We start from the raw sequence: 24,924 nt of genomic DNA, 5'->3' as shown, positions 1-24,924 counted from the left end.
TGGGAAGAGATCGTGCTACGCCGCGACGCGTTTCGGCTCGATCGCGAACGGGCTGAGCCCAAGCCACGACTGCATGCTGTCCGCGATGCCGCGATCGCCGGTCAGGAGGACCTTGTCGCGCTCTTTCTCGACCGTCGTATGACCCATCCAGATCGCCGTCATCGTGTGCAGGTCCGTCGCGACATAGAGATCGACATCGAATCCGGGATCGGACCAGCAGAGATCCACCTCGCCATGCGGTTCGACGACCAGCCACCAGAGCCGCTTCGAAGCCGGAAGCTCCTTGTACAAAAATTGTATCACTGCCCGCCTGGCAGGCAGCGGAGACGGGTTCAGATTGCGCCGCATGTCCCACATCAGCAGGGACGGATCGAGATTCTTGAGAGTCTGGCGCGCCTCGACCCATTTCTGTCCCCAGAACCCCATCGCTTCGACGACGGAGCGCAGGTCCTTGCCCGATTCCGTCATGTGGTACTCGAAGACGCCCCGGTCCGAGCGGTGGGCTTTCCGCTCGATCACGCCGGCGGTCTCAAGTTCTTTGAGTCGTTGCGATAAAAGCGTCGGCGACATCTTGGGAACGCCGCGGCGCAGATCGTTGAAGCGCGTCGTTCCGGCCACCAATTCGCGCAGCAGCACCATGGTCCAGCGCGTGCACAGGAGTTCGGCGGCCATGGCGACGGGACAGAACTGCTTATATCCGGGATGCGTCATGTTTTCGGCCTTTCAGGGCGTTGTGGCGAAACCATAGGCGCTGGGGTCAAAGCGCAGCTAGTAAGGAAACTGTACCGGCCCGTTACTCTTCGTGGACTGGAAGCTGCCGGCCTTCTTCTGTCAGGCTTGGGTCAGGTCACAGGACAAATCCTGTGCCGGACAACCGACTGCAGGAGATGAAGACTATGACGGTTTATGTGATCGCGGACATCAAGGTGAACGACGCGGGCTGGGTGCCGGCCTATGCGGCTTCGGTGCATGATCTCGTGCACAAGCATGGCGGCAAATATCTGTCGCGCAGCGGGAATGTGAAGACGCTGGAAGGCCGGCCGCTCGAGACCAGCCTCATCGCCCTCATGGCGTTTCCGTCGGCGGAAGCCGTCAAGGCCTTCACCTCCGATCCTCAATACGCCCCTTATGTCACCGCCCGTCAGAAGGGCAGCGAAAGCCGCTTTCAGCTGATCGACGACACCGATCTGGCCGGAACGATTCCCTATCTGGCCAAGGGCTGAGGAGCGCAGAGATGGCCCGCAATCGCTTCGGCACCTTCCCGCTTTCGACCAGGGACGTGCCCGAGGCCGACCGCATCAGGTTCCTGCGCGACGAGCTCGGGCACCTGATGCGGCTCGATGTCGAGGCATTGCCCGGCGTACCCTTCCACGCCGATCTGACACTGCGGATACTGCCTGGCCTCGGTGTGATCTCAGGACGCCATGCGCCCTGTCGCGTGGGGAGGTCGCGGGCACTGATTGCCGATGGCAATGACGATCTGGTTCTGCTGGTGAGAACGGGCGCCGGCATCCTGTTGCGCCGGAATGAGGAAATTCCGATCGGCCCCGGCGAAAGCATCCTGCTGTCGAATGCCGACGTCGGAGCCTGCCTGTTCTCGACGGAGGCGAGCGTGCTGGCTCTCAGTGTGCCGCGCGCCCCGCTGAAACTGCTCTTGGGCGATATCGATGCATCCCATCGCAAGCCGGTGCCGCGCAACGATGCCTTGCGGCTGCTCGAAAGCTATCTGTCGGTGATGGGCGGCGATCAGGCTCTGACCAGCCCTGAATTGCACCGTATGGCGGTGGCTCATGTCCATGACCTCATCGCCCTGGCCATAGGTACGAGACGTGACATTGCCGATCAGGCCGGCCAGCGCAGTCTGCCTGTGGCGCGTTTGCGCTCCATCAAGGCGGACATCGCCAATTGCCTTCACCGTGGCTGCGCCATATCGGTTGGAGAGCTTGCGGCCCGTCAACGGGTCACGCCTCGTTATGTCCAGATGCTGTTCGAAGGGGAGGGCACGACATTCACCCAGTTCGTGCTCGCCGAGCGGCTCGCCCGCGCCCATCGCATGCTGACCAATCCCAATGTGCCGGACCGCGGCATTGCCGCGGTTGCCTTCGATGCCGGCTTTGGCGATCTGTCCTACTTCATCCGCAGCTTTCGCCGGGCCTATGGCGCCAGACCGTCCGACATACGGTGTCGGGCGGCCGCGGCGCGATGAGCTTAGTTGGGATCTAGAGCTTCTTCTTCAGCCCGTCGAAACCGGCCTGGTAGATTCCGCTTATGGTCTTCACGACATCGGCTTCCGGGGCGCCCTTGGGATCGAAGCTGGACGACCATTCGACCGTGCTGGCCTTGCCTTTGCCCGATACTTTGATGGTGGCGATATAGTTCTCCATCGGCAGCGGGCTCGACTGGATGCGGTAGGTGTAGGACATGCCGGCATCGTCCCAGCGCTCCAGCGATTCGACCAGGACGCCGCCGTCTCCCGTGGTCAGGGTGCGGACCTTCTTGCCACCCGTTTCGGTCATCTCGCATGTCGCGACGATCGGCAGCCACGACCCGATATCGCAGAACCCGCCGATCGCTGCCCAGACTTTGTCGGGCGCGGCGGCGATCTCGACCTTCTTCGATACCGAGGCCGCTTCTGCGGCCAGTGGGGCAAGACACGCCGCGCTCGCGGCGGCGACCAGTGCTATCAAACGCATTTCCGTCTCCATCTTGTCAGGCGATCCTTCGAGTCTTCGAATTCGCGGGGATGATATCTATTGGATCCGGCGCCGCCGGGCTTGGGCGGGAACGAAGCCGCGAGCTGGCCGCAAACGAAGACGGTGCTGACCCGGGTGCAATTTGCTCTGGCTCAATGGGAATCGGTTGATTAAGGTGCTGATAGGAAAAGTGGCCTTAGATCACGATCACTTTAGGTCGGGTCGACCTAAAGTGATAAACGTGATCGAAATTTTTGGTTTAGCGCGTGATCGGACGGAAAACCGGTGTCCACTTTTCCTGATCACGCGCTAGGGAGACGCGCCATGAAGACGGCCAATGGCATCCCTGTCCTGGGATATGGCACTTACCCCCTGACCGGGGTCGAGTGCCGCGACGGCGTCGCCATGGCGCTCGATCTCGGCATCCGTCATATCGACACCGCCCAGCTCTATGACAACGAGAAGGACGTCGGCCAGGCCATCGCCAAATCCGGCGTAGACCGCGATGAGATCTTCCTCGTCACCAAGGTGGCCCGCGACAATCTCGGCCGCCGCCATTTCATGCATTCGGTCGAGGAAAGCCTCGACAAGCTTGGCGTCAAGCAGGTCGACCTCCTGCTCATCCACTGGCCGCCGTCCGAGGCGGATTTCGACCAGGCGCTCGACTCGCTCTGCGCCGCCCAGGCCTCGGGGCTGGCGCGTGAGATCGGGGTCAGCAACTTCACCATCGCCCTCATGCGGCGGGCGGCCAAGCGGGCCGGCCAGAAGCTCATCAACAACCAGGTCGAATTCCATCCCTTGCTCGACCAGTCTGAGGTCCGGGCCGAAGCCGAGAAGCTCGGCATGGTGCTGTCGGCCTATAGTCCGCTCGGCCGCGGCGCGGTGCTCAAGGACCCGGTGGTCGTCGAGGTGGCGACGCGCCTGAAGCGGCCGCCCTCCGAGATCGCGCTGCGCTGGATCATCCAGCAGGGTGTGGTGGCGGTGCCGATGACGACCAAGCGCGACAATGCCCGGAGCAACCTCAGGGTTCTCGATTTCGAATTGTCGTCGGCCGACATGGCGAAGCTGTCGGCGGCCTCACGGCAGAACCGCCGGCTCGTCTCGCCTTTGGGCTGGGCGCCGAAGTGGGATTCCTGAGTATCGGCCCGAAAAGGTGTGAGGCGGTTTTCGGATAAGCCGATGCGCAGCTAACAAGTCAGAACAGAGTGTCGAAGGGCGTGGGCCTCGAGATGGCGTAACCTTGCGCCCGGTCGACGCCCATGGCGCGCACCAGCTCGAGTGTGGCTTCGTCCTCGACCTGCTCGGCGACGGTGACGGCGCCGAGACGATGGCCGATGGCGTTGATCGATTCGACGATGGTGCGGTCGATCGGGTTCTCGGTCATCTGGCGGATGAAGCTGCCGTCGATCTTGACGCCGTCGACCGGAAATTGCCTCAGATAGATGAACGAGCTCAGGCCGGTGCCGAAATCATCGAGGAGGACGCCGCAGCCGGCGGCGCGCGCGCGCGACAGGAATTGCTTGGCGACCGCCAGGTTGTTGATCACGGCGGTCTCGGTGATCTCGAAATTGATCCGCCCCGCCGGCAGCCCCGAGGCCGCGAGCTCCTCCTGCAGGAACGGCCATAAGAACGGATCGTTGAGCGAATTGGCGGAAAGATTGAGGGCGATCGTCATATCCGGCGTCTGACGCAGGCGCGCGCCATAGGCGCGGAAGGTGGTGCGGATGACCCAGCGGTCGATGCTGCCCATCAGGTCGTAGCGTTCCGATGCCGGGATGAAGCTCGCCGGCTCCATGACGGCGCCCCTCTCGTCCAGCATCCTGAGCAGGATCTCGAAATGCCGTCTTGTGCCGCTCGCCGGTTTCAGGTCGATGACCTCCTGCGCGAAGAGACGGAAGCGGTCACTCTCGATGGCATTGCGGATGCCGGCCGCGACCTGCACCTCGCGATGGTGCCGTTGCGCCGGGCTGCCGGCGCCGCCATAGACCGCGATCTGGTTGCGCCCCGCGAATTTCGCGGTGTAGCAGGCGATATCGGCCTGGCTCATCAATTCGTCCGTCGGTGGGGCGTCCGTCGCGATGAGGGTCAGGCCTATGCTGGCGCCGATCTGATAGGCGCGATCGTTCCAGGTGAAGCGCAGATCGGCGAGGTTCTTCAGGAAGCGCTGGGCCAGCCGCTCGCCGTCGCTGACGCCGCAGTCGTGCAGGAGAAGCGCAAATTCGTCACCGCCCAGGCGCGCGGCGACGTCATCGGCGCGGCAGGCCCGGCGCAACAGATTGGCGACGTCGCGCAGCAGGGCGTCGCCCGCCGCATGGCCGGCGTCGTCATTGACGATCTTAAAGCGGTCGAGATCTATGAAGCACAGGACGTGCTCGCGTTTCCTGGATATGGCCTCGCGCGCCGCCTGAAGATTGCGTTCGAAGGCGGTGCGGTTGGGCAATCCGGTCAGGCCGTCATGGGTGGCGGAATGTTCGAGCGCCTGCTGCAGGCTGCGCGCCTTGGTCACGTCCTGGAACACCAATACGGCGCCGATGATGTCGCCCGAAGTGGCGCGCACCGGCGCCGCCGAATCGCGGACATTGCGCCGTTCGCCGTCGCGCGCGATGAGCACGGCGCCGTCATCGAGGTGATAGGGGCGCATCTGCGCAAGGCATGCCGCGACCGGATCGGTAAACGGCGCGCCGGTGATCTCGTCGACGATCCGGAAGACCTCGCTGAGCGGCCGGCCCGCCGCTTCGGCCGCCGGCCAGCCGGTCATCTCCTCGGCGATCGGATTCATGAAGGTGATACGCGCCTCGGCATCGGTGGTGATCACCGAGTCGCCGATCGAATGCAGCGTGATGCGCAGGCGCTCCTTCTCCTCGAACAGCGCCTCCGCCAGCTCCTTGTGATCGGTGATGTCGAAATTCATGCCCACGGCGCGCACCGCCACGCCGGCTTCGTCGCGGATCACCCGGGCGAAGGAGCGTATATGCCGCAATTCGCCTGAGCGCTGCCGGCGGATCCGGAAATCCATGCTGAAGACGAAGGTCTCGTTGAGCGCGGCCTCATAGGCCTTGAGCACCTTGGGCACGTCGTCGGCATGAATGAAGCTCAGCATTGCTCGAGCGTGCCGTCATAGGCGTCGCGAGGAAGGTCGTAGAGCTCGTACATGCGCGAGCCCCAGCGGAATTCCGGCTTCGTCATGTCGGCGTCGAAGACGCCGCCGCCCGAGGCCTCGATGGCGATCTGCAGCCGCTGGTTCAGCGCCATGACCGCGGCCTCGGCCGTCTTCATGTCGGTGATATCGCGGGCGATGCCGATGATGCCGATGACATTGCCGTGCTCGTCGCGGCGTGGTGCCTTGGTCGACAGGAAGATACGGGAGACATCGTCGACGAGGATGGTTTCCTCGATCGTCTGGGCGGCGCCGCTCGTCATGATCCGGCGGTCATGCGCCATCAGCTTTTCGGCGACATGCGGCGGATGAACATCGGCCGGCCGCAAGCCCAGCATGTCCTCGGTCTTGCGGCCAAGCACCCGCCCGAGCGCCTCATTGGCGACGAGGTAGCGGCTGTCGCGATCCTTGACAAAGATGAGGTCCGGCGTGCCGCGCATCACCGCATCGAGCAGCTCGAGCGTCTCGCGCAGCGCCGTCTCGGCCTTCTTGATCTCGGTGATGTCACGCGCGACGCCGACGAGACCGATGACATGGCCATGGGCATCGCGCAGCGGCGCCTTGTTCGTCAGCCATATACGCGGCACGCCGTCGGTGACGCCGGTCTCTTCGACCGTATGGGGCTGGCCGGTGGCCAATGCGTGGCGATCATTGGCGATGTAGATCGCGGCAGTCTCGGCCGGGTAGATCTCCGTATCGTCCTTGCCGACGACATCGGCGACGGAATGCCCGGTGACCTTCTCGGCCGCCTTGTTGGTGATGAGATAGCGGCCGGCGAGATCTTTGGCGAAAACCAGATCGGGCGTGGCGTTCATGATCGCGTCGAGCAGGGACAGTGCCTCGCGCAATTGCCGGGCGCGCTCGACGTGATCGGTGATGTCCCAGCACGCGCCGGTGGCGCGCAGTGCCTTGCCCATCTCGTCACGGATCAACCGGGTCAGGGAACGGATATGCCGGATGGCGCCGCTGCGCTTGTGCACCACGCGAAAATCATACTGGGCGGACGTTACTGTCGACGCCAGGTTTGCCGCGAATTCCTGCTCGATCCGTGGGCGATCCTCCGGGTGGATGGCGCCCATCCAGGTCTCCACCGTGTGACCGGCATCGCCTGGCTCTCTGCCGAGGAGGGTGAGGGTCCGGGCGTCGAGCATGTGCCTGCCGGCGACGACATCGGTGTCGAACGTGCCGACATCGCCCGCCTCGAGAGCGAGATTCAATCGGTCGGTCGTGGTGGCGAGCCGGGCGGCCGTCTCCAGCAGCCTGGTTGTCTGCTCGACCTCGCTTGTGACATCCCAGCTGACGCCGACGACGTTCTGCACGGCGCCGTCGACCGCGTGGATCTGCCGGGTTATGGAGCGGATATGGCGGACGACGCCCGAGCGCGGGTGCACGACACGGAAATCATAGTGCTGCGAGGCCTCGCCCGAGGCCCGGTCGGCGGTGATCTGCTCGATGAGCCGCGCCCGGTCATCAGGGTGGATGGTCTGCGCCCAGGCCTCGCGCGAGCCGTCATAATCCTCGCGGCTCAGACCATGGAGCGCCAGTATCCGGTCGTCGAACCGGCGTTTGTCGGCGGCGATGTCGACGTCGAAAATACCGATCCCACCGGCTTCGAGAGCGAGCTCCAGCCGTTCGGTGGTGGCGGCGAGTTGTGTCAATGCCTCCTGCAGCCGTTGTGTCCGTTCGGCCTCCTCGGTGACGTCCCGGCACACGCCGATGACGCGCAGTGCTGCGCCGTCGGGCGCCCGGATCAAGCGGGCGATGGCATGGATGTGACGGATCGCCCCCGACGGATGAATGACACGATAGTCATATTGCGTCGTGTTCTGCTGCGATGCGCGGGTGGTAGCGATCTGCTGCAGGACCCGGGCGAGGTCGTCAGGGTGGACGGCGTGTTCCCAGGCTTTCTGCGTGCTGTCAAATGTCGCGCGCTTGAGCCCATGAAGCGCCAGCGTCCGGTCATCGAAATTGCGCAGGCCGGTGCGGACATCCACGTCATAGATGCCGACGCCGCCGGCAGCGAGGGCGATGTCGAGCCGATCGGTCGTGGCGGCGAGCAGCGCCTCGGTCTCTTTCTGCCGCGTGATATCCGCGGTGGTGCCGATGATGCGCAGCGCTGAACCGTCGGGTGCGCGGTGGGTGACCTTGCCGCGTGACAGGATCCAGATCCAGACGCCGTCGGCGCGGTGCAGCCGGTAGGTTTCATGGGTTTCGGAGAGACTGCCGCCTCTCAGGCCATCGATCGCGCGTTGCATATGCGCGCGATCGTCGGGATGCAGGCGGGCCAGCCATTTCTTCCTGAAGACGTCGGCCTTGTCCGATCCGAAGCCGAGCACGCCTTCCCAATAGGGCGAGATCCAGATCCGGTTGTTCGCGATGTCGATGTCCCAGACGCCTTGCTCGGCGCTACGCAGAGCCTGGTTCCAGCGCCATTCGTTCTCGGCCAGCACCTGGTCGCGCTCCTTGCGCGCTTCGATGGGCGTCAGTTGCAAAATTGCGTCGAATTTTCCATGGCCCTTGCCCAGCTTTGAAAGACTGGTCAGCGCATGAAAGAGTGAGCCGTCCCGGCGCACATAGCAGAGCTCGACGCCGTCCTTGCCGCGCGCGGTGGGCCGGAGCTTTCGCTGCTCTTGCGGATGCGTGATGTCGGCGAGCTTGAGTCCGGCGGATTGCCTTGCCGTATAGCCGGTCTGTGTCTGGAAGGAGCGGTTCGCGTAAAGGAGACGACCATCCTTGCCAAGCAGCGCCATGCCGATCGCAGCATGGTCTATGATCCGGCGCAAAGACGTCACATTGCCCGGAAGAATCGGTACTTTGAGCCGTCCCGGCCTCTGCACGGCATCCCTCTTCATCCCACGCGATCCTCCACCCGGGTCGGGACAACCGCAAGGGGCAATCTGCGCGGATGATTAAGGGGGATGCGCAATTAATGATTGTGGCGGACGCGCGCCTGGTTAGCACTGTCCGGTCAGTCAGGATTGCGTGCTGCCTTCGCTGAAGCTCGTCAGGTCGAGGCGCTGCAGGGTGCTCACCGGCTCGCGGCCTTCGATGCGCTTGAGCAGGTATTCAGCGCAGTCATGCCCGGCGCGGATCAGGTCCTCGAAATACTGCAATGTCGGCATCTGCACCAGATCGAGGATGTTGGACGTCTTCTTGTTGGCGATGTCGACATCGCGCCCGATGACGAAGCCCGCATCCTGAAAGCCCAGCATCATGCCGAGCGCCTGCATCTCCGAGCCGCAGATGATGCCGTCGGGCGCTCCGGCCTCGCGCGCCAGCCGGTTGGCATAGGCGCGCAAGGTGAAGGCCGGTGAATAGAGGTCGACGCCTTCGGCCATGCGCGGCTCGAGCCCGGCTTCGAACACGGCGCGGCGATAGCCGGCCTGCTGATGGCCGCTATAGGTGAATTGCTTGGGCGGCAGCACGATGACGATGCGTTTCCGCCCGCGCGCGAGCAGCGCTTGCGCGGCGCGATAGGCGAAGTCGAAATTGTCGGTGTCGATATAGGGATGCGGCGTCGCCAGTTCGGTGCGCCCGAAAGTGATGAAGGGGAAATCGCGCTCGAGCAGCATCTTGACGCGCAGATCCTGCGGCTCGGAATGGGTGAGGATGAGACCGTCCGCCGCCGCCGTGTCGACGATGTAGCGCACCGGATCGATCGGGTCCTGGTCGATATTCTGCGGCAGGACCTGCAGGTGATATTGCGTGCCGCGCAAGGCATCGCTGATGCCCATGATCAGGCGCCTCGCGTAATCGCTCATATCGTCGGCCTGGTTGAGCACGAAGGAGATCACGAAGGTGCGCCCGGTCTTGAGGCGCACGCCGGCGCGATGCGGCCGGTAGCCGATCTGGTCCGCCACCGCGCGCACCCGGGCCTTGGTCTCATGCGAGAGTTCCGGCCCGTCTTTCAGCGCCCGCGATACCGTGGTGACGCCGAGGCCGGTCAGTCCGGCGATCGTGCGCAGCGTCGGCGGCCCTTGCGAAGGGCGGTGCGGCGGCTTGCTGCGGGAGCGGTCCATGGGGCTTGTAACGTTTCAGAAAATGGGCGCGATCATATTGATTCTTCTGACTCCCATGTCAATCATCCAACAATTAAAGGGTGTTTTCATCAACAGGCTTCCGGCCCTGTTGACAAGGAAAATCTGTAACGTTACAGGTCTCGGCACGGTTCCGGGATCAACAAGAACAACCTAGGCCGAGGGAGGAGACTATTCATTTCATTTGCCAGGGCTGTCGCGGCGCGCGAAGCTTCCCGCTTCGAAGACTTCCGATTACGGCGCTGAAGAGCCCGGGCTTCTAGCTTTGCCGATGATTGACCGGTGCCTGTGCGGGCGCCGGAATGCGTATCGCAACTCAGGGAGGAATTCATGTTGCGTAGATTGCTGCTGACCAGCGTATTTGCCTCTGGGCTCGCTTTGAGCGCCCAGGCGGCCGACCAGGTGGAAGTGCTCCACTGGTGGACCTCGGGCGGCGAGGCCGCGGCCCTAGATGTTTTGAAAAAGGATCTCGAATCCAAGGGCGTCACCTGGCAGGACATGCCGGTCGCCGGCGGCGGCGGTGAGCAGGCGATGACCGCCTTGCGCGCCCGCGTCACCGCAGGCAACCCGCCCACCGCCGTGCAGGCGCTCGGCTTCGACATCACCGACTGGGCCAAGCAGGGCGTGGTGGGCGATCTCGGTGCCGTGGCCGACAAGGAAGGCTGGGACAAGGTCATCCCGGCGGCGCTGCAGGGCTTCGCCAAATATGACGGCAAATGGATCGCCGCCCCGGTGAACGTGCACTCCACCAACTGGGTGTGGATCAACAAGAAGGCGCTCGATGCCGCGGGCGGCAAGGCGCCGGAGAGCTGGGACGAGCTCGTCGCCCTTCTCGACAAGTTCAAGGCCGCCGGCATCACCCCGGTCGCCCATGGCGGCCAGCCCTGGCAGGACGCGACGATCTTCGACGGTGTCGTGCTCTCGCTCGGCAACGACTTCTACAAGAAGGCGATGATCGATCTCGATCCGGAAGCCTTGGGCTCGCCCAAGATGAAGGAAGCTTTCGACCGCATGGCGAAGCTGCGCTCCTATGTCGATGCCAACTTCTCCGGCCGCGACTGGAACCTCGCTTCCGCCATGGTCATCGAAGGCAAGGCCGGCCTGCAATTCATGGGCGACTGGGCCAAGGGCGAGTTCCTCAAGGCCGGCCAGAAGCCGGGTGCCGACTTCGTCTGCATCCGCTTCCCCGGCACGCAAGGCTCGGTCACCTTCAACTCCGACATGTTCATGATGTTCAAGGTCGGCGAGGACAAGCAGAAGGCCCAGCTCGAGATGGCTTCGGCCATCGAGAACCCCGCCTTCCAGTCGTCCTTCAACGTGGTCAAGGGCTCCGTCCCGGCCCGCACCGACGTGCCCGACACCGCTTTCGACGATTGCGGCAAGAAAGGCATGAAGGATCTGGCCGAAGCGGCCGGCGCCGGCACGCTGATGGGCTCGATGGCGCATGGCTATGCCGCTCCGGCGGCGGTCAAGAACGCGCTTTATGACGTCGTGACCCGGCACTTCAATGGCGAGCTCGACTCCGATGCCGCCGTGAAGGAACTCGTCACCGCCATCGCGGCTGCGAAGTAATCGATACAGAGAACAGCGAGGCCCCGGTCCACACGCCGGGGCCTTTGCTTTCTCTCTGGCACACGGCCCGAAAAGCGGGCAAAGTTTCAACCGTCATCTCAAGAGTAGGGGGGTGAAGCCATGGCCCAAGCCGCCACGGCGCCATCAGCGAGGAATTACCTGCAGGAGCTCTTGCCGCGCCTCGTGCTGGCGCCGAGCTTCGCCGCGGTTCTGATCTTCGTCTATGGCTTCATCCTGTTCACCGGCTATCTCTCCTTCACCGACTCGAAGATGCTGCCGTCCTTCGGCTGGGTCGGTCTTGAGAATTATTCCAAGCTCTGGGCCTTGCCGCATTGGTGGCGGGCGCTCGGCAATCTCGGCATTTTCGGCTCGCTTTATATCATCATCTGCTCGGTGCTGGGCTTAGGCCTCGCCATATTGCTCGACCAGAAGATCCGCGCCGAGGGCGTGCTGCGCCCGATCTATCTCTATCCGATGGCGCTCTCCTTCATCGTCACCGGCACCGCCTGGAAATGGTTTCTCGACCCCGGCATCGGTCTCGAGCACACGATGCATCAATGGGGCTGGGAAAGTTTCTCCTTCACCTGGATCAAGGACCGTAACTTCGCGATCTACACCGTGGTGATCGCGGCGGTCTGGCAATCGTCGGGTTTCGTCATGGCGATGTTCCTGGCGGGCCTGCGCGGCGTCGACAATGAGATCATCAAGGCGGCGCAGATGGACGGCGCCTCCAATCTCACCATCTACCGCCGCATCATCATTCCGATGATGCGCCCGGTCTTCCTGTCGGCTTTCGTGGTGCTGGCGCATCTCGCCATCAAGGCTTACGATCTGGTGGTCGCGCTCACCGGCGGCGGGCCGGGCCAGGCCACTGAGCTTCCCGCCACCTTCATGTATTCCTACACCTTCACCCGCAACTCCATGGGCATCGGCGCCGCCTCGGCGACCATCATGCTGATCATGATCGCGTCCGTCATCGTGCCTTATCTCTATTCCGAACTCAGCACGGGGCGGAAATCATGAGCGCCGCCGCCCCCGATACCGCGGTCAGGACGGCGTCGCTGACGCGCATCCTGATCTATTGCGCTCTCATCCTCTTCGCCTTCTATTACCTGCTGCCGCTTTACGTGATGCTGGTGAATTCGGTGAAGCCTCTGGACGAGATCCGCCAGGGCGACATGCTGTCCTTGCCGCAGCAATTCACGCTCGATCCGTGGTTCAGCGCCTGGTCGACGGCGCAGATCGGCGTCCAGCCGACCGGCTTGAAACCCTATTTCCTCAATTCGATCCTGATGGTCGTGCCGGCGGTCGCTGCATCGACGCTGCTCGGCGCCCTCAATGGTTATGTGCTGACCAAATGGCGCTTTCCCGGCGACAATCTGGTCTTCACGCTGATGCTGCTCTCCTGCTTCATCCCGTTCCAGATCGTGCTCATCCCGATGGCCAAGGTGCTGGGGCTTCTGGGCATTGCCGGCACCACCTGGGGCCTCTCGCTCGTCCATGCCATCTATGGCATCGGCTTCACCACTCTGTTCTTCCGCAACTACTACGAAGCCTTCCCGACCGAGCTGGTGCGCGCCGCGATGATCGATGGCGCCAGCTTCTTCCAGATCTTCCGCCGTATCCTGCTGCCGAGCTCGGGCCCCATCATCGTCGTCACGGTGATCTGGCAGTTCACCAATATCTGGAACGACTTCCTGTTCGGCGTTTCCTTCGCCGATTCCTATTCGCTGCCGATGACGGTGGCGCTCAACAACCTCGTCAGCTCGTCGACGGGCGTCAAGGAATACAATGTGCATTTTGCCGGCGCCATTCTCGCCGCTTTGCCGACCCTCATCGTCTATGTCGTGTCGGGCCGGTATTTCGTGCGTGGATTGATGGCGGGCGCGGTCAAGGGGTGAAACATGCCGTTTCTTGAAATCAAGAGCCTCGAAAAGCGCTTCGGCAATGTCGATGTGCTGAAGGGCATCGATCTCGCCATCGAAGAAGGCGGCTTTCTCGTCCTTGTCGGTCCCTCGGGCTGCGGCAAGTCGACCTTGCTCAACACCATTGCCGGTCTCGAGACGATCACCGCGGGCGAGATCCACATCAATGGCCGCAAGGTGAACGATCTGCATCCGTCCGAGCGCGACATCGCCATGGTGTTCCAGTCCTATGCGCTCTATCCCAACATGACGGTGGCGCAGAACATCGCCTTCGGCATGGAGATCAAGGGCGTGCCGAAGCCGGAGCGCGACAAGGCGGTGAACGACGTCTCCGAGACCTTGCAGATCAAGCATCTGCTCGACCGCAAGCCGAGCCAGCTGTCGGGCGGCCAGCGCCAGCGCGTCGCCATGGGCCGCGCTCTGGTGCGCCGGCCTCTGGTCTTCCTCTTTGATGAGCCGCTGTCCAATCTCGACGCCAAACTGCGTGTCGACATGCGCACCGAGATCAAGCGCCTGCACCAGTCGATGAAGACCACCATCGTCTATGTGACGCATGACCAGATCGAGGCGATGACGCTCGCCTCGCGCATCGCGGTGCTGAAGGACGGCATCCTGCAGCAATTCGGCACCCCGGCCGAGATCTACAATCATCCGTCCAATATGTTCGTCGCCGATTTCATGGGCTCGCCGGCGATGAATCTCATCCCCGCCAGCGTCGAGGCGAATGGCCACGGGCTTCGCCTCTCGATGCCGCAACGCTCGGGCGATCCTTTGACGCTGGCCTTGCCCGAGGGCGCCGGCCGGATCGCCAAACATGCCGGCGGCAATGTCATTTTCGGTATCAGGCCGGAAGCGCTGACCGATCCCGACGGGGCGGACCGCAATTCCGCCGGTGTCGTTCTGTCGGAATGCCAGATCGAGGTGGTCGAGCCCGCCGGCTCAGACACTTTTGCCGTCACCCATCTGGGCGGCAAGCAGGTGGTGGCGCGGCTCAGGGCCGATGCCCGTGTGGCGGCCGGCAGCCGCATGAAGCTCGCCTTCAATCTCGACAAGGCGGTGTTCTTCGATCCGGGCACCCAGCTGCGCATAGCTTAGAGCAGCGCGTGATCAGGAAAAGTGGGCGCTGGTCTTCCGTCAAGATCACGCGCCACTAAATGAGAGAGGTTAGTTTGATGTATAGTGAAACCCGTCCCTGGGGCTCCTTCCACGTGCTCGACGAGGGCAAGAGCTTCAAGGTGAAGCGCATCGTCGTCACGCCGGGCGGCCGGCTCTCCTTGCAGAGCCACAAGCATCGTGGCGAGCATTGGACCGTCGTCTCCGGCACCGCCACCGTTACCGTCGACGACAAGGTCGTGGCGCTCACCCGCGCGCAGTCGATCGATATTCCCCAAGGTGCGAAACACCGTCTCGAAAATCTCCATGACGGGCTGGTCGAGGTCATCGAGGTGCAGTTCGGCGATTATCTTGGCGAAGACGACATCGTGCGTTATGACGACATCTACAACCGCGCCTGACCGCATCGGCATCGATCTCGGCGGCACCAAGATCGACGCGATCGTGCTCGCCGATGACGGCCGCGTCCGGTTCGAGAAACGCGTATCGACGCCCAGGACCTATGACGCGATCCTCGCGGCGATCGCAGGCATGGTGCGCGAGGCGCAAGAGCATGCGGGCGCAGGTGCCACCATCGGCGTCGGCGCGCCGGGCTCGGTCGCGCCCAGGACCGGCCTGTGGCGCAATGCCAATATCCTCGACTGCAACGGCAAACCGATGCCGGCCGATATCGAACAGCTGCTGGGCCGGCCGGTCCGGCTCGAGAACGACGCCAATTGCTTTGCGCTGTCGGAGGCCCATGACGGGGCCGGGGCGGGCCACGGCGTCGTCGCCTGCTTCACCATCGGCACGGCGCTGGGTGGCGGCCTCGTCATCGACGGCCAGGTGCGCCACGGTCCCAACAACGAGGCGGCCGAATTCGGTCATACGCCGATGCCCTGGCCCAATGACAGCGAATGGCCGCTCATTCCCTGCTTCTGCGGCAAAGCGGGCTGCGTCGAGCAATATGTGTCGGGCACGGGCCTCACGCGTGACTATGCCAAGGTCACGGGCGTGGCGCTGAAGGGACCTGACATCGTCGCCAAGGCGCGTGCCGGCGACGACATGGCGAAGGCCGCGATCGACCGCCTTGCCGACCGGCTGGCGCGCCTCACCGCCGCCATCGTCAATGTCGTCGATCCCGACATCTTCGTGATCGGCGGCGGGCTGTCGGGCCTGCCCGAGCTCGTCGAGGAACTGGGACTGCGTGCCGGCCGTTATGCGTTCTCCGGCGCCGCCAGCGTCAAGGTGGCGCGCGCCCGGCATGGCGAGAAAAGCGGTGTGCGCGGCGCCGCGCGGCTGTGGTAAGCAAGGCCCCGCAACGTCGAAAGGATCGCGATCATGGACATCAAGCGCATCGGCATGCAGGCCTCGGCCAAGGGACCGGCTGACTGGTTCATCGGCACCGTCCGCATCGATCCGCTGTTTCAGGCGGCGGCTCCTGCCCGCGTCGCCGGCGCCAGCGTCACCTTCGAGCCGGGAGCGCGCACCAACTGGCACACCCATCCGCTCGGCCAGACCCTGATCGTCACGGCGGGGCTTGGCCGGGCGCAGCGCGAGGGCGGCCCCATCGAGGAGATCCGCCCCGGCGATATCGTGTGGTTTCCGCCCGGCGAACGCCACTGGCATGGCGCCTCGCCCAACACCTTCATGACCCATATTGCCATCCAGGAAGCGCAGGACGGCAAGACCGTCGACTGGCTGGAGAAGGTCAGCGACGAGCAATATCATGGGTGATCGTCGCGACGACGAGCCGATCGTCTTCGAAGCGGCGGTGCCGATCGTGCGCATCTTCGACGTGCCCAAGGCGCATGAATTCTATCTTGGCTTCTTGGGTTTTGCCGTCGACTGGGAGCATCGTTACGGCGACAACTCCCCGCTTTATACCCAGATCTCGCGTTCAGGGCTCAGGCTGCATCTCTCCGAACATGCGGGCGACGCGACGCCTGGCGGCAATATGTGCGTCTACATGAAAGGCATCCGCGCCTTCCAGCGCGAGCTCATCGGAAAAGACTACCGCTATATGAGGCCCGGCCTCGAGGATCAGGACGGAAGGCTCGAGGTCGAGGTCATCGACCCGTTCGGCAACCGCATCCGCTTCATGGAATTGATGAAGGACGTGTAGTCTGAAGCTGCGGGATCAATTCGAGGTGGTGAACCCGCATTGCTTCTGCTCCATGGCAATCTGCTCGGTAATGCGGATGGCATTCTCCGAATAGGCTTGCGTCACCGAGCCGTGATTTACGGTCTTGCCGCGCAGCGGACTCACGGCTTCGCAGAGGTGGAAGACATGCGGGGTCGAAGACTTCTTGGCCCCGGCTTCAGGCGCGATCCAATACACGACATCCTGACCATTCGGGTTCTGGGTGGTTTTCGTGGCGTCGGTCACGGCCTGCGAATCCCGGGCGATGTCCTGCGCCTGCGCCGCGACTTCCGGTGAGCAGGCCGTGGTCGGCTGGCCGGCCCTGATCTGGGTCGCACACTGATTCATATCTTCGGTGTATTGCTCGACCGACGGCGGCTGGAAATTCACCCCGATGAGTGCCGCGACCACGGCGAGGACGGCGCCGATGCCGCCGGCGATCTTCTTGTTCTTGGGATCCATGTCCTTGTCCATGAAGATCAGGATCACCAGCGGCAGGAAGGCGATCAGCGTGATGATCGCCCCGAGCTGGTTCTGGACAAAGAACCGGAAAGCATCGGCCTTGCTGGCCGGATTTTTCCTGTTGGCAGCTTTCCACAACAAGCTGCCGGCAATGGCGAAGATCGCGATCCCGACCAGAATGCCGATCAGCAGCCCGAGATTGCCTTCATCGAACTTGTGCTGCCTGAGCAGGACAATGCCGGCGATTTCGCCGCCGATGGCGACAGCCCACGACAGCAGGGCGAAAATCCGAAGCCGTGTGGCGGCGCCCTTCTGATCCTGCGTCGCCTGCCAGGCTTTGGTGACGTCCACGTCTCCTGCCGGTTTCTTGTCGGCCATGCTCTGATCTCCCTGTCAACATTCCCGCCGACAAACGTCGAGAGGAAGCCTATCCCGCGTCACTGCGCCAAGCTTTGCACAATCTCCCAGGCGCGTAAACTCTCATCAATCCGGGCCGGCTTTCACACTTTCTCCCATTTCCGGCTCTTTTCCGAACGGAAGAACGCATCGATGATCTTCATGCTCTGGATCGCGTCCTTGACGCCGTAATCGGCCTTTTCCTTCTTGCGGATGACGCGGTTGAAGGCTTCGCCCTGCAATTGATACTGATCGCTCACCGGCAGTTCGTGCGTCTTGCCTTCATTCATCACCATGCCCTGCACGAAGAAGCGGTTCGGCTTGTCGGGCGGCGCGTTGAACGGGATCTCGATCTCGATGCGGCCCTTGGTGCCGAGGATCTGCACGCGCTGGAACGGCGCCGTCTGCGTCGCGATGGCGAAGGAGAGCTGCCGGCCTTTGCCGAAATCGGCAAGCCCGCTCATGATGCGGTCGATCTTGAATTTGGGGTCGCGGTCGAAGACGCCGGTCACGCGCTTGGGCTCGGCATCGAAAATGAAACGCGCCACGGTGATCGGATAGCAGCCGATGTCGAGCAGCCCGCCGCCGCCGATCTTGGCGTCGTTGCGGACATTCTTCGGGTCGTCGAGAAAATAGGAGAACAGCACCTGGATGAGGCGCGGCTCGCCGATCTCGCCCTTGGCGATGCGCTTGCGCACCTCCAGCCATTGCGCGGCATGGCGCACCATGAAGGCTTCGGCGATATAGATGCCTTTTGGCGCCTTTTTGAGCTTCTCCGCTTCCTTGGCGGTGATGGCGACCGGCTTCTCGCACAGCACATGTTTGCCGGCCTTGGCGGCGGCGAGCGTCAGGGGAACATGCAGGTGGTTGGGCAGCGGATTATAGACCGCCTCGATCTCGGGATCGGCGAGCATTTCCTCATAGGAGCCATAGGCCTTGGCGATGCCGAGCTCCTTCGCCCATTTCTGCGCCGTCTTCTTGTCGCGCGACGAGATCGCCGTGATCTCGATCTCCTTGCTCTTCAGCATGCCGGGGATGACTTTCTTGACCCCGATATTGGCCGTCGAGATGATGCCCCACTTGACTGGTTTCATGTCCGCGTTCCTTTTTGAGAGACTTTTATGCTGCGATCATAGCGTCGGCATAGGCGCGTGTCATGGCGCGCGGCACTTCGGCATCGTCCGGCCGCCCGGTCAGCGCATAACGCAGCCACAGCCCGTCGATGAGGGCGCCGATGCCGAGCGCCACGTCCTCGGCGCGCGGCCGCCCGATCAGCGGCACGAGATTATAGACGAGATTGCTGTGCAGCCGCCGGTGATAGATGCGCAGGATGCGCTGCAGCTTCTCCGACTCGCGCGCATTGCCGTAAAGCGCCAGCCAGGCGCTGAACACTTCCTCGGCGAATTGCGCATCGCCGAAGGAGGCGTGAATGATCGCATAGATGCGCTCGATCGGCGTGTGGGCGTTGCCTATGCGCTCCACCGCCTCGCGCCTGAGCACGTCGAGCATCGCCCGCATGGTGGCGGCGAGCAGGTCGGTCTTGTCGGCGAAATAGTGATGCACGATGCCGGTCGAGACGCCGGCCTTGCGGGCGATACGTGCCACCGTGGCGCTGGCGAAGCCATGCTCATGGATCGACGAGATCGCCGCATCGATCAGCTGCTGGCGCCGGATCGGTTTCATTCCCCTCTTGGGCATTGGTGCCTCTTTATGCCTGGACCGCCTAGTGTGCTGAACGCAAAGTTCCTGATATCGGGCGGCTTGCACCGACAGGAACTTCGCGTTCAAAAGCACACTAGAATCATTAAGTTTTCTAGTGTCCTTCCGAATCCGAAGTTCGCTCGGAATGTGCCGCTGGCAGTGGCGAACTTCGGATTCGGGACACTAGCCTATCGTTTTCCTTGGACGTCCGTCCAATAAAAAGCTTGACGATCCCCCCGCAAATGAGAGTAGTCTTTCCGGCAAAGATAGCCATAGGGAGGATAAGATGACCACGAAGTTCCGGGCTTTGCTGGGCGTATTGGCGTTGAGCGCCAGCTTGGGCCTGATGGCCGAAGCGGCCGCGGCGGGTGATGCCGAAGCTTGCAAGAAGGTGCGCTTCTCGGATGTCGGCTGGACCGACATCACCGCCACCACCGCGACCGCGAATGTTCTCCTCGAGGCGCTGGGCTATGAGCCCGAAGTGCAGCTCCTGTCGGTGCCGGTCACCTACAGCTCGCTCAAGAGCAAGGACATCGATGTATTCCTCGGCAACTGGATGCCGACCATGGAAAACGACATCAAGCCTTATCGCGAGGATGGCTCGGTCGAAACGCTGGGCGTCAATCTCGAGGGCGCCAAATATACCCTCGCCGTTCCCAAATATACGTATGACGCCGGCCTCAAGGATTTCGCCGACATCGCCAAGTTCAAGGACAAGCTCGACAACAAGATCTACGGCATCGAGCCCGGCAATGACGGCAACCGGCTCATCCTCGATATGATTTCGGGCGACAAATTCGGACTCAAGGGCTTCGAGCTGGTCGAAAGCTCGGAGCAGGGCATGCTCGCCCAGGTCGCCAAGTCGGGACCGAAGAAAACCGATATGGTCTTCCTTGGCTGGGAGCCGCATCCGATGAACGCCAATTTCGAAATGGCCTATCTGTCGGGCGGTGACGACGTCTTCGGCCCGAATTTCGGCGGCGCCACGGTCGCCACCAATGTGCGCAAGGGTTATGTCGCAGACTGCCCGAATGTCGGCAAATTCATCTCCAATCTCAAATTCACGCTCAAGATGGAAAATGAGATCATGGGCGGCATCCTCAATGACAGCAAGGAAGCCAAGGTTGCGGCGACCGAGTGGCTCAAGGCCAATCCCGACGCGGTGACGCCGTGGCTCCAGGGTGTCACGACCTTCGATGGCGGCGACGCCGCGGCTGCGGTCAAGGCCAAGCTCGGCGGCTGAGGCTGGACCATAGACAAACCAAGGCGGCTCGTGACGGCGGGCCGCCTTTTTGTTAGGGTCTGTGTCAACAAGCAGAAGAAACGATTTAGAAGGGGAGGGCTGAGGTGGATCCGGTCACGCAATTCATCACCGCCTGGAAGATTCCGATCGGCGCCTGGGGCAAGGCGTTTTTCGGCTTCCTCACGACCAATTTCGAATGGTTCTTCGACGGCATCGCCCGCGGTTTCACCGTGGTGCTGGAAGGCCTGATCGGCCTCGTATTGATGCTGCCGCCGATCGTCGTCGTTCTCCTGATCGCCCTTCTCGCCTGGTATTTGCAGCGCTCGGTCAAGCTTGCGATCGCCGTGGTGATCGGCCTGCTGCTCATCATCAATCTCGGCTTCTGGAAGGAAACCATCGAGACCCTGGCGCTAGTCATCGCCGCCGCCGGTGTGTCGATGGCGATCGGCGTGCCGCTCGGCATCGCCACCGCCCACAGGCCCTGGCTGTTCCGGGTCTTGCGGCCCGTACTCGACCTCATGCAGACCATGCCGACCTTCGTCTATCTGATTCCGGTGCTGGTGCTGTTCGGCTTGGGCCTGGCGCCCGGCCTCATCGCCACCGTGATCTTCGCCATTCCGGCGCCTGTGCGCCTCACCCATCTCGGCATCACCTCGGTGCCGAAGCAGCTCATCGAGGCGGGCGAGGCCTTCGGCGCCACCAAGCGGCAGCTTTTGTGGAAGGTCGAATTGCCGGCGGCGCTGCCGACCATCATGGCCGGCCTTACCCAATGCATCATGCTGTCGCTCTCCATGGTGGTGATCGCCGCTCTCGTCGGCGCCAATGGTCTCGGCAAGCCGGTGGTGCGCGCTCTGAACTCGGTCAATATCCCGCTCGGTCTCGAAGCCGGTATCGCCATCGTGGTGCTCGCCATCATTCTCGACCGCGTCTGCCGCGTCGGCGAAAGGAAAAAAGCCGCATGACCACCGCCGTCGAATTCAAGAATGTCGACATCGTCTTCGGCGAACGCGAGGCGGAAGGGCTGAAGCTTCTCGATCAGGGCGCCTCGCGCTCGGAGATTCTCGAAAAGACTGGCGCGGTGCTGGGCTGCGCCGGCGCCAATCTCGCCGTCAAGGAAGGCGAGATCAGCGTGTTGATGGGCTTGTCGGGCTCGGGCAAATCCACTCTGCTGCGCGCCGTCAATGGCCTCAACAAGGTGTCGCGCGGCGAGGTCGTCGTGAATGACGACGGCAAGCCCGTCGATGTCGTCACCTGCAGTCCCGAGACATTGCGGCGCCTGCGCCAGCACCGTGTCGCCATGGTGTTCCAGCAATTCGGCCTTCTGCCCTGGCGCACCGTCGCCGAGAATGTCGGCTTCGGCCTCGAGCTCGCCGGCATGGCGGATGGCGAGCGCGCCCAGCGCGTCGACAAGCAGCTGAAGCTGGTCGGCCTCGATCAATGGTCGAAAAAATATGGCCATGAATTGTCGGGCGGCATGCAGCAGCGCGTCGGCCTGGCGCGCGCGTTCGCCACCGAGGCGCCGATCCTGCTGATGGACGAGCCCTTCTCGGCGCTCGATCCTCTGATCCGCACCAAATTGCAGGACGAGCTTCTGTCGCTGCAGAAGACGCTCAAGAAGACCATCATCTTCGTCAGCCACGATCTCGAAGAGGCGCTGAAGCTCGGCAACCGCATTTCCATCCTCGAAGGTGGCCGCATCGTGCAGACGGGCCGGCCCGAGGACATCGTGCTCCGGCCCGCCAATGACTATGTGCGCGAATTCATCGCCAATGTGAATCCGCTGAGCGTGCTCACCGCTTACAATGTGATGCGCGATGCGCGCGATCTCGAGGAGGCGGGTGAGGGCTGGATCTGGCTCGACCGCCGCCGCACCACCCGCTTCAAGATCGGCGCCGACCGCAAGGTCGTGGCGGCCGAGCGTGAGAAACAGCCGGCCACCTGGGTCGCCTGCTCGGAAGCCGAGAAACCGGTCGATCCGTCGACGCGTCCGGTCTTCTGGGCGACACCCGGCACGCCTCTGCGCACCGTGATGCTTGCCATGCACCGCGCCGAGACAGCGCCGGTGGCGCTGTTCGACGAGACTGAGCGTTTCGTCGGCGCCATCGGCGTGCGCGACGTGCTGCAGGCGGTGCTGCGCCGCCAGCCGGACTGATATGGCGCGCCGCGACTTCAACATGCGCCCATCGGGCTTCGAGGGCGTCGACGCCGTCGAGGCGACGACGCGTCACGTCTTTCCGCGCCACACCCATGACCAGTTCGGCATCGGCGTCATCCACCAGGGCGCCCAGAAGTCGGCCAGCGGCCGCGGGCCGGTGGAAGCGGGGCCGGGCGATGCCATCACCGTCAATCCGGGCGAGGTCCATGACGGCATTCCCATCGGCGATCTCGGCCGCTCCTGGCGCATGCTCTATTTCGATCCGGAGGTGATCGCCGGGGCGGTCGCGGATATGAGCGAAGGCGGAACGAAGATCTTCGAGTTCCATGATCCGGTGATCCCCGATGCGCGCATCGTCCATCGCTTCCGCGCGCTTTATGCCGCCATGACGGAAGGGGAGGCGGGAAAACTTCAGCGCGAGGAGATGATCTTCATTCTGCTCGCCGCCTTGCGTCCGCGACGGACCGGCGAGGCGGTCCCGGAAGGCATCGCCAAGGCGCGTGAGCTGATCGAGGCCGATCCGGCCTTGCCCGTCACGCTGGACGATCTCGCCCGTGAATGCGGCCTCGGCAAATTCCAATTGCTGCGCGGCTTCTGCAAGGCGACCGGCCTTACGCCGCATGCTTTTCTGATGCAGCGCCGTGTCGCTCTGGCACGCCGGCTGATCACCGGGCGCTTGCCGCTCGCCGAGGCGGCAATAGCCGCGGGCTTCGCCGATCAGAGTCACATGACGCGCCTTTTTGTCCGGACCTATGGCGTATCGCCCGGCCTTTACGCTGGCATGCACTGACCTCCTGCAATTTCGTTCAAGACCGCGAAGGCCGGATCGGGTTTTTTGCGGCGATGTCTCAGAAGCTTCAAGGTTACATCCTTCTCACCGCCGCCATGGCGACGGTCGGCAGCACCGTGATCGCCAGCAAGATCGCCGGCTCAGGTCTGCCGCCTTTCACCGCCACCGCCTTACGCCTGGCGCTGGCGCTTCCCTTCTTTCTCATTTTGATGCGTCTGACCGCCAGCCGCTGGCCGCGGCCGGACCGCCGTGATCGTATTCTGCTGCTTCTGCAGGCGACGGCGGGCAGCGTGCTCTACACGTCCCTGTTGATCCTAGGGCTAAACTACACCTCCGCCGCCAATGCCGGCGTGATCATCGGCACCTTGCCGGTCGTCTCGGCGGCGATCGCCATCTTCATCTTAGGGGAACGGCCGCGCCCAGCCGTGCTCTTCGCCATTGCGCTCGCGGCAGGCGGCGTTTTCGTGATCGCCTTTGAGCCGGGTGCGCCCGGATCCTCTTCGCTCCTAGGCAATGCATTGATCTTCGCCGCCATCCTCTGCGAAGGCCTGTTCATCCTCCTCAACAAGAGGCTGCGCGTGCCGATCGAGCCTTTGGCGCAGTCGACGCTGATGACCGGCATCGGCCTCATGGTGGCGCTGGTCCCGGCTCTCCTTGAAACGCCTTGGACGGCGCCCATGATCACATCATCGCTCTGGGCGATCGTCTATTACGCCATCGTGCCGACGGTCGGCGGCTATTTGCTCTGGTATGCGGGCCTGGCGCGTGTCGCCGGCAGCGAGGCGGCCCTGTTCACCGCCATGGCGCCCGTCACCGCCGTCCTGCTGGCCTTCGTCATACTGGGTGAAACGGTGAGCCTCCATCAGCTCATTGGCATCGGTGCCGTGCTGCTCGCCGTGTTCAGCCTGGCTTTCTCTCAGGCGAAAGCCAGCTGATGATGAGCGTCGCCAGATCGTTGGCGGCTTGCTCCTTGCTGATGGCGCCGCGCACCATCTCGACCGACAGTGCATCGGCCGCACCCAAGATGCCGAAGGCGCGCCGCCGCACCGTGTCCTCAGGCAGCGACGTCAGCGGCGCCATTACCGCGCAATAGGACTCGGCATAGTGCTCGATGAGCTCGCGCTGATAGGCGCCCATTTGCGCATCACCCTTCTGCGCCGCGGCGATGGCGTGGAATTCCGCTCCGACCGCGATGACGCAGTCCATATAGGCGGTGGCGACCACCCGCGCGACATCGGCGAGCCGTTTCGGCGTGTGTTGCAGCGCCTCATCGAGGGCGATGCTCTGGCGCTCGTTGATCTCCTTGTAGAGCGCCGTCATCAGGCCGGAGCGCGTTTCGAAATGGCGATAGGCGATGGGCTTGCTCACCCCGGCGCGCTCGGCCAGCGCGCCCAGTGTCAACGCGTCAGTGCCTTGCTCGCGCACGATCGCATGTGCGGTCTCGAGCAGCTGCGCCCGCCGGTCGGCATTCGATAATTTTTGCACCAAGCTCTCTGCCCTCCTTGACAGGTCCGCCTGCCCTCACATATTACAACTAGTAACTTACTATCTGTAACAT

General features: G+C 63.2%; 24 protein-coding genes and 1 pseudogene. 16 read left to right on the top strand and 9 right to left on the bottom strand.

What is annotated here, in order from left to right:
• Positions 1-15: 15 nt before the first annotated feature.
• Positions 16-711: a winged helix-turn-helix transcriptional regulator gene (locus JHL16_RS32560; RefSeq protein WP_200188999.1), complete on the bottom strand. Its 696-nt coding sequence runs from the start codon at positions 709-711 to the stop codon at positions 16-18.
• A 185-nt stretch (positions 712-896) separates the two neighbouring features.
• Between JHL16_RS32560 and JHL16_RS32555 the strand changes: the two genes are divergently transcribed.
• Together JHL16_RS32555 and JHL16_RS32550 are read left to right on the top strand one after the other, a co-directional pair.
• Positions 897-1,223, top strand: a complete 327-nt coding sequence (locus tag JHL16_RS32555; RefSeq protein WP_200188998.1) for a DUF1330 domain-containing protein — start codon at positions 897-899, stop codon at positions 1,221-1,223.
• A gap of 11 nt (positions 1,224-1,234) precedes the next feature.
• On the top strand, positions 1,235-2,206 hold the full coding sequence (locus tag JHL16_RS32550; protein WP_200188997.1) for a helix-turn-helix transcriptional regulator: 972 nt from the start codon (positions 1,235-1,237) through the stop codon (positions 2,204-2,206).
• 13 nt (positions 2,207-2,219) lie between these two features.
• Here JHL16_RS32550 and JHL16_RS32545 read toward each other — a convergent pair whose 3' ends face one another.
• The gene (locus tag JHL16_RS32545) at positions 2,220-2,693 is read right to left on the bottom strand and encodes an SRPBCC family protein (protein WP_200188996.1); all 474 of its coding nucleotides are present in this window, start codon (positions 2,691-2,693) and stop codon (positions 2,220-2,222) included.
• A 324-nt stretch (positions 2,694-3,017) separates the two neighbouring features.
• Between JHL16_RS32545 and JHL16_RS32540 the strand changes: the two genes are divergently transcribed.
• A complete protein-coding gene (locus JHL16_RS32540) occupies positions 3,018-3,830 on the top strand; it encodes an aldo/keto reductase (protein WP_200188995.1) in 813 nt (270 codons plus the stop codon).
• A gap of 58 nt (positions 3,831-3,888) precedes the next feature.
• On the opposite strand, the gene JHL16_RS32535 is transcribed toward JHL16_RS32540, so the two are convergent.
• The 3 genes from JHL16_RS32535 to JHL16_RS32525 form a co-directional block, all read right to left on the bottom strand.
• Positions 3,889-5,793: an EAL domain-containing protein gene (locus JHL16_RS32535; RefSeq protein WP_200188994.1), complete on the bottom strand. Its 1,905-nt coding sequence runs from the start codon at positions 5,791-5,793 to the stop codon at positions 3,889-3,891.
• Positions 5,787-8,702 (bottom strand): PAS domain S-box protein, encoded by a 2,916-nt coding sequence (locus JHL16_RS32530; protein WP_200188993.1) that lies wholly within the window; start codon positions 8,700-8,702, stop codon positions 5,787-5,789. Before JHL16_RS32530 ends, JHL16_RS32535 begins: the two co-directional genes overlap by 7 nt.
• A 120-nt stretch (positions 8,703-8,822) precedes the next feature.
• Positions 8,823-9,869: a LacI family DNA-binding transcriptional regulator gene (locus JHL16_RS32525; RefSeq protein ID WP_200188992.1), complete on the bottom strand. Its 1,047-nt coding sequence runs from the start codon at positions 9,867-9,869 to the stop codon at positions 8,823-8,825.
• A 348-nt stretch (positions 9,870-10,217) separates the two neighbouring features.
• On the opposite strand from JHL16_RS32525, the gene JHL16_RS32520 reads away from it, so the two are divergent.
• From JHL16_RS32520 to JHL16_RS32485, 8 genes and pseudogenes are all read left to right on the top strand, one after another.
• Positions 10,218-11,459, top strand: coding sequence for an ABC transporter substrate-binding protein (locus JHL16_RS32520; RefSeq protein WP_200188991.1), 1,242 nt, complete (start codon positions 10,218-10,220; stop codon positions 11,457-11,459).
• A gap of 120 nt (positions 11,460-11,579) precedes the next feature.
• Positions 11,580-12,482, top strand: a complete 903-nt coding sequence (locus JHL16_RS32515; RefSeq protein ID WP_200188990.1) for a carbohydrate ABC transporter permease — start codon at positions 11,580-11,582, stop codon at positions 12,480-12,482.
• Positions 12,479-13,360 carry a carbohydrate ABC transporter permease gene (locus tag JHL16_RS32510; RefSeq protein ID WP_200188989.1) on the top strand — a complete coding sequence of 294 codons (882 nt, stop codon included), beginning with the start codon at positions 12,479-12,481 and terminating at the stop codon, positions 13,358-13,360. Before JHL16_RS32515 ends, JHL16_RS32510 begins: the two co-directional genes overlap by 4 nt.
• Positions 13,361-13,363: 3 nt before the next feature.
• The gene (locus tag JHL16_RS32505; RefSeq protein ID WP_200188988.1) at positions 13,364-14,479 is read left to right on the top strand and encodes an ABC transporter ATP-binding protein; all 1,116 of its coding nucleotides are present in this window, start codon (positions 13,364-13,366) and stop codon (positions 14,477-14,479) included.
• A gap of 92 nt (positions 14,480-14,571) precedes the next feature.
• Positions 14,572-14,898 (top strand): annotated as a pseudogene (locus tag JHL16_RS32500) (phosphomannose isomerase type II C-terminal cupin domain); the annotation flags it as partial.
• Complete coding sequence (locus tag JHL16_RS32495) at positions 14,873-15,784, top strand: ROK family protein (RefSeq protein ID WP_200188986.1); 912 nt, start codon at positions 14,873-14,875, stop codon at positions 15,782-15,784. The pseudogene JHL16_RS32500 and the gene JHL16_RS32495, both read left to right, overlap by 26 nt.
• 33 nt (positions 15,785-15,817) lie before the next feature.
• Positions 15,818-16,213, top strand: coding sequence for a (R)-mandelonitrile lyase (locus JHL16_RS32490; protein ID WP_200188985.1), 396 nt, complete (start codon positions 15,818-15,820; stop codon positions 16,211-16,213).
• Positions 16,206-16,601 carry a glyoxalase superfamily protein gene (locus JHL16_RS32485; RefSeq protein ID WP_200188984.1) on the top strand — a complete coding sequence of 132 codons (396 nt, stop codon included), beginning with the start codon at positions 16,206-16,208 and terminating at the stop codon, positions 16,599-16,601. The genes JHL16_RS32490 and JHL16_RS32485 overlap by 8 nt, the downstream gene beginning before the upstream one ends.
• A 15-nt stretch (positions 16,602-16,616) precedes the next feature.
• Here JHL16_RS32485 and JHL16_RS32480 read toward each other — a convergent pair whose 3' ends face one another.
• The 3 genes from JHL16_RS32480 to betI all read right to left on the bottom strand — a co-directional run bounded on the left by JHL16_RS32480 (position 16,617) and on the right by betI (position 19,175).
• Complete coding sequence (locus JHL16_RS32480) at positions 16,617-17,459, bottom strand: SLC5/6 family protein (protein ID WP_200188983.1); 843 nt, start codon at positions 17,457-17,459, stop codon at positions 16,617-16,619.
• Between the two features lie 122 nt (positions 17,460-17,581).
• On the bottom strand, positions 17,582-18,571 hold the full coding sequence (locus JHL16_RS32475; protein WP_200188982.1) for a Gfo/Idh/MocA family protein: 990 nt from the start codon (positions 18,569-18,571) through the stop codon (positions 17,582-17,584).
• A gap of 25 nt (positions 18,572-18,596) precedes the next feature.
• On the bottom strand, positions 18,597-19,175 hold the full coding sequence (gene betI, locus JHL16_RS32470; protein WP_281436064.1) for a transcriptional regulator BetI: 579 nt from the start codon (positions 19,173-19,175) through the stop codon (positions 18,597-18,599).
• A gap of 289 nt (positions 19,176-19,464) precedes the next feature.
• On the opposite strand from betI, the gene JHL16_RS32465 reads away from it, so the two are divergent.
• From JHL16_RS32465 to JHL16_RS32445, 5 genes are all read left to right on the top strand, one after another.
• On the top strand, positions 19,465-20,421 hold the full coding sequence (locus tag JHL16_RS32465; RefSeq protein ID WP_200188980.1) for a choline ABC transporter substrate-binding protein: 957 nt from the start codon (positions 19,465-19,467) through the stop codon (positions 20,419-20,421).
• A gap of 104 nt (positions 20,422-20,525) precedes the next feature.
• A complete protein-coding gene (gene choW, locus JHL16_RS32460) occupies positions 20,526-21,383 on the top strand; it encodes a choline ABC transporter permease subunit (protein WP_137854698.1) in 858 nt (285 codons plus the stop codon).
• Entirely contained in the window at positions 21,380-22,573 is a 1,194-nt protein-coding gene (gene choV, locus JHL16_RS32455; RefSeq protein ID WP_200188979.1) for a choline ABC transporter ATP-binding protein, read from the top strand. The genes choW and choV overlap by 4 nt, the downstream gene beginning before the upstream one ends.
• A gap of 1 nt (position 22,574) precedes the next feature.
• Entirely contained in the window at positions 22,575-23,366 is a 792-nt protein-coding gene (locus JHL16_RS32450) for an AraC family transcriptional regulator (protein ID WP_200188978.1), read from the top strand.
• Positions 23,367-23,419: 53 nt separating this feature from the next.
• Positions 23,420-24,301: a DMT family transporter gene (locus JHL16_RS32445; protein ID WP_200188977.1), complete on the top strand. Its 882-nt coding sequence runs from the start codon at positions 23,420-23,422 to the stop codon at positions 24,299-24,301.
• Here JHL16_RS32445 and JHL16_RS32440 read toward each other — a convergent pair.
• Positions 24,267-24,851, bottom strand: a complete 585-nt coding sequence (locus tag JHL16_RS32440) for a TetR/AcrR family transcriptional regulator (RefSeq protein ID WP_348647311.1) — start codon at positions 24,849-24,851, stop codon at positions 24,267-24,269. The two genes, JHL16_RS32445 and JHL16_RS32440, sit on opposite strands and share 35 nt — an antisense overlap.
• Positions 24,852-24,924: the final 73 nt, after the last annotated feature.

This window comes from Taklimakanibacter albus, from assembly GCF_016595235.1.
Lineage (GTDB): Bacteria > Pseudomonadota > Alphaproteobacteria > Rhizobiales > Aestuariivirgaceae > Taklimakanibacter > Taklimakanibacter albus.
The sequence above is the reverse complement of the archived record's forward strand: the minus strand, read 5'-3'. Positions and strand labels throughout refer to the sequence as shown.